4 protein-coding genes are annotated in these 2,903 nt (G+C 35.0%); 1 reads left to right on the forward strand and 3 read right to left on the reverse strand.

Annotated features, from left to right (window positions below; all coding sequences use genetic code 11):
* Positions 1-288: 288 nt before the first annotated feature.
* The 3 genes from NLX71_RS26100 to NLX71_RS26110 are packed head-to-tail and all read right to left on the reverse strand — an operon-like array spanning position 289 to position 2,056.
* Positions 289-1,488, reverse strand: a complete 1,200-nt coding sequence (locus NLX71_RS26100; protein ID WP_254366722.1) for a hypothetical protein — start codon at positions 1,486-1,488, stop codon at positions 289-291.
* A 17-nt stretch (positions 1,489-1,505) separates the two neighbouring features.
* On the reverse strand, positions 1,506-1,832 hold the full coding sequence (locus NLX71_RS26105) for a hypothetical protein (protein WP_254366723.1): 327 nt from the start codon (positions 1,830-1,832) through the stop codon (positions 1,506-1,508).
* A complete protein-coding gene (locus NLX71_RS26110) occupies positions 1,829-2,056 on the reverse strand; it encodes a hypothetical protein (protein ID WP_254366724.1) in 228 nt (75 codons plus the stop codon). The genes NLX71_RS26105 and NLX71_RS26110 overlap by 4 nt, the downstream gene beginning before the upstream one ends.
* Before the next feature lie 253 nt (positions 2,057-2,309).
* On the opposite strand from NLX71_RS26110, the gene NLX71_RS26115 reads away from it, so the two are divergent.
* Positions 2,310-2,894 (forward strand): hypothetical protein, encoded by a 585-nt coding sequence (locus NLX71_RS26115; protein ID WP_254366726.1) that lies wholly within the window; start codon positions 2,310-2,312, stop codon positions 2,892-2,894.
* The last annotated feature ends 9 nt before the right edge of the window (positions 2,895-2,903 follow it).

Consider the following 2,903-nt stretch of genomic DNA (forward strand, 5'->3'; position numbering starts at 1 on the left):
ACGTAGTGCAATTTGAAAAACTACGAATTCGTGAGAATAAGGGAGTAAGACTCTAAAGTTAAGGGTTTAAACCGAAACGTAAGGCGCGTGGTTACCGCTCTGACAAGAACATCATCGCCATGGTATACATCCTGGCAGGCAAATTGAACTTTGCCCTGAAATAAGAAAAGAATTGGCAACAGCATTAGGCTATTATTTGTATCATGTATTTTACTCCAAATTTATATAATCAATGGTGTTTGTTTCTTAATTTAAAATTTTTGACAACGAGGAGCATTATAGACAGACTCAATAAACTAACAAGATATTTTCTTCAAAGTAATAAAAGAATTTTTTATTTATATAAGCATTTTCAGTTAAACCGTCTCTTACAACTTCGATATTATACGTTTCACCGTGCATACTTGCGGTTCTAGGGATTGATTCGTCTAAGTACGTCCTTGCGGTTATACGGACTGCTTCATCTAAGTAAACCACCATTTCTTTATAGGAAAACTCACGGATCGCATTGGTTTCGAATGAATAATATATTTTATTCTTTAGTTCTTCTCTAACGCCATATAGCAATCCTCCAAAAACCTTGATTGAGTAGTAATGCTCATTTGCTTTATATTTCAAGGTGCTGCTTCCAGTTTCTAAATCTATTGCATAAATCTCTGTTTTATCACCCTTATAATCTTCCTCAAAAAACCAGAATCGATCTCCTACCATGCCAATAACTTCAACAGATCGACTGATGTCGTAGTCATTAAAAATAATAGGCGATAGATTTTTTTTATTTTTTATACAATCTATGAATTCGCTTTTATTCAGGATTAGTAAATTCTCAAGTGTTTCTACCTTGTAACTCCCATTCGAGTTGTAATACTCTTCCCAATAGGATTTTTTTTCAAAGCGTTGTATTCTTCCTGATTTAAAAATGATATTTTTAGCCTGATTTCCTACTTTACATACAGCAATATTAAGCAACACATTCAAGTACGGAAAGTCTTGTTGCTGAATAAAGTAGCCTTTTTTTTCCACAGAATCCACTAAAATGACCCGCGAGTAACAATCCTTATTAAAAACAAGGTCGTCTTCTGATAAAAAAACTAAACAATATCTTTCATCAATTGGAGAAATTCTAATTCTAAGATTCCATATATTTTTAATATTTCCTTCGAACTTGATACTGAAAACCAATTCATCTTCAAAACGCTCTAAGTTTAATCTGCTTACATTAAACATATTGCCTTCGAGATGTTGTTCAATAGATCCATGAAACATAACATTAGATGGATTGCCTTCGCCGATAAAATGTACTGCCTTGTTAAACTGATACGAAGTCTCTATCAGATGTTCTGTATCAAGACAAAGTAGTTCAGTATAATAAAACTCTTGCTCATTAGAAACACTTTTAAACAATACATGAAACTTTCCAAAGCTTTCAAGAAAAGGCCACAATGGTTTATCTAAATAAAGATTTTTTACTTCCAATATTTTTACCATGTCATTTCACTCCCACTTTAAAGTCGAAATCCCAATACGCCAAGTATTGGGATTTCGCGTTGAAATTTTTTACAAAACACATCTTCGCCGGTTCTAATTCTATTATATGCCGTATTATAATCAATTGCTCCGGAGATAACAACTTTATTTTTGATAATTTTGGCAGCGTAATAGTGCTCTTCCCTGTTACGAATGGTATCCGCCATTTCACTAGCAACAACCCAAGTTACTCCTCTAATTGTGATTGCAAGTGCAAGTCCAAGCAATCTTTCGATTACAGCCCTGCCAAGAATACCCGCTACCGGTGCAATTAGTGGTAATTGAGCTTTAACTTTATCATTCAACTCAATCTTGAAGCCATTTCTTTGATCTTGTGCTCTTTCTTTGTTTTCTTTTCAGTAAGAGTAGCTTCAAAGGAAGCTTCATTGGCTTCAAGAAGATTTACATCATATTCAACCTCTTTGTTAGTGTTAGAAGCGAGAAGAGAACTTAAACCTATTGGGGAATTCGCTTTCTCGACTGCTTTTAGGGTAATCTTTTGAGTTGCTTTATCGTATGTTCCATACAACTCATCGCCTTTATGGGTTCCTTTAACTTCAATAACTTTACTATCGTTTTTAAGTACTACAATACCATCTTCGGTCTTATTATTTGCAAGTCCCGGTCTTTTACTTTATTATCTTTGAACTTTAAAGCAAGCTTCCCAAATAAAAGGCTTTCATACTTTGGTAAGTCGATATTTGACACTTCCTTTGGATTACAATTAAGATATGAGTTAATAAGGGACTTTGCATTCTAGACTACGAAGGGAAGATAGGACCTTGATTCATATACTAGTTGATCCAACCGACAAAACAGCGTGGTATCCTAACTATTTATCTGGATTAAGAAAAGGACTTCAAGAAGCGAAAGTTGATTTTAGATTCAGTCCGGATTTGCCCGAAAATCCTGATGATGTTGTTTTGATTACAAGATATACATTATTCGAAACGATTCATCAGGCTAAGCCTACACCAAAGCATCTCATTATTATGGAGCATGACGTATGGAATCCTTTTACCAATGTCGTTGATCCAAGTACATTATGGATTTTTCAACATCCATCTTGTAAGGCAATTCTGTATACAAATCCGTCGATGTTGGACTGGGGAGAAAGGTCAACGGGTCCTAACAGTTCAGTTAAAGTTATTGCGGCTGGCTTTCCATATGATCATGAGAAGATCAATGCAATTATTGATGAGACCAAACCAACGAAAGACCGAGAGAAATTGGTTGTATTTCCTGGACGATTGAATGAGTTCTATCAGCCATACCTATCGGTTAGAATGGCAATGGAACTCGTAACTATTCAGGTATCTTATAAACGCCCAAAATCTCTGCTGTACGCGGCGGAGATTTTTTTGTAAACTTGTTCC

The organism is Paenibacillus sp. MZ04-78.2 (genome assembly GCF_024213375.1).
Taxonomy (GTDB): Bacteria; Bacillota; Bacilli; order Paenibacillales; family NBRC-103111; genus Paenibacillus_G.

Bases quoted from the DNA above. Each gene is read 5' to 3' on its own strand.
- NLX71_RS26100 (WP_254366722.1), bottom strand. From the start codon at position 1,488: ATGGTAAAAATATTGGAAGTAAAAAATCTTTATTTAGATAAACCATTG.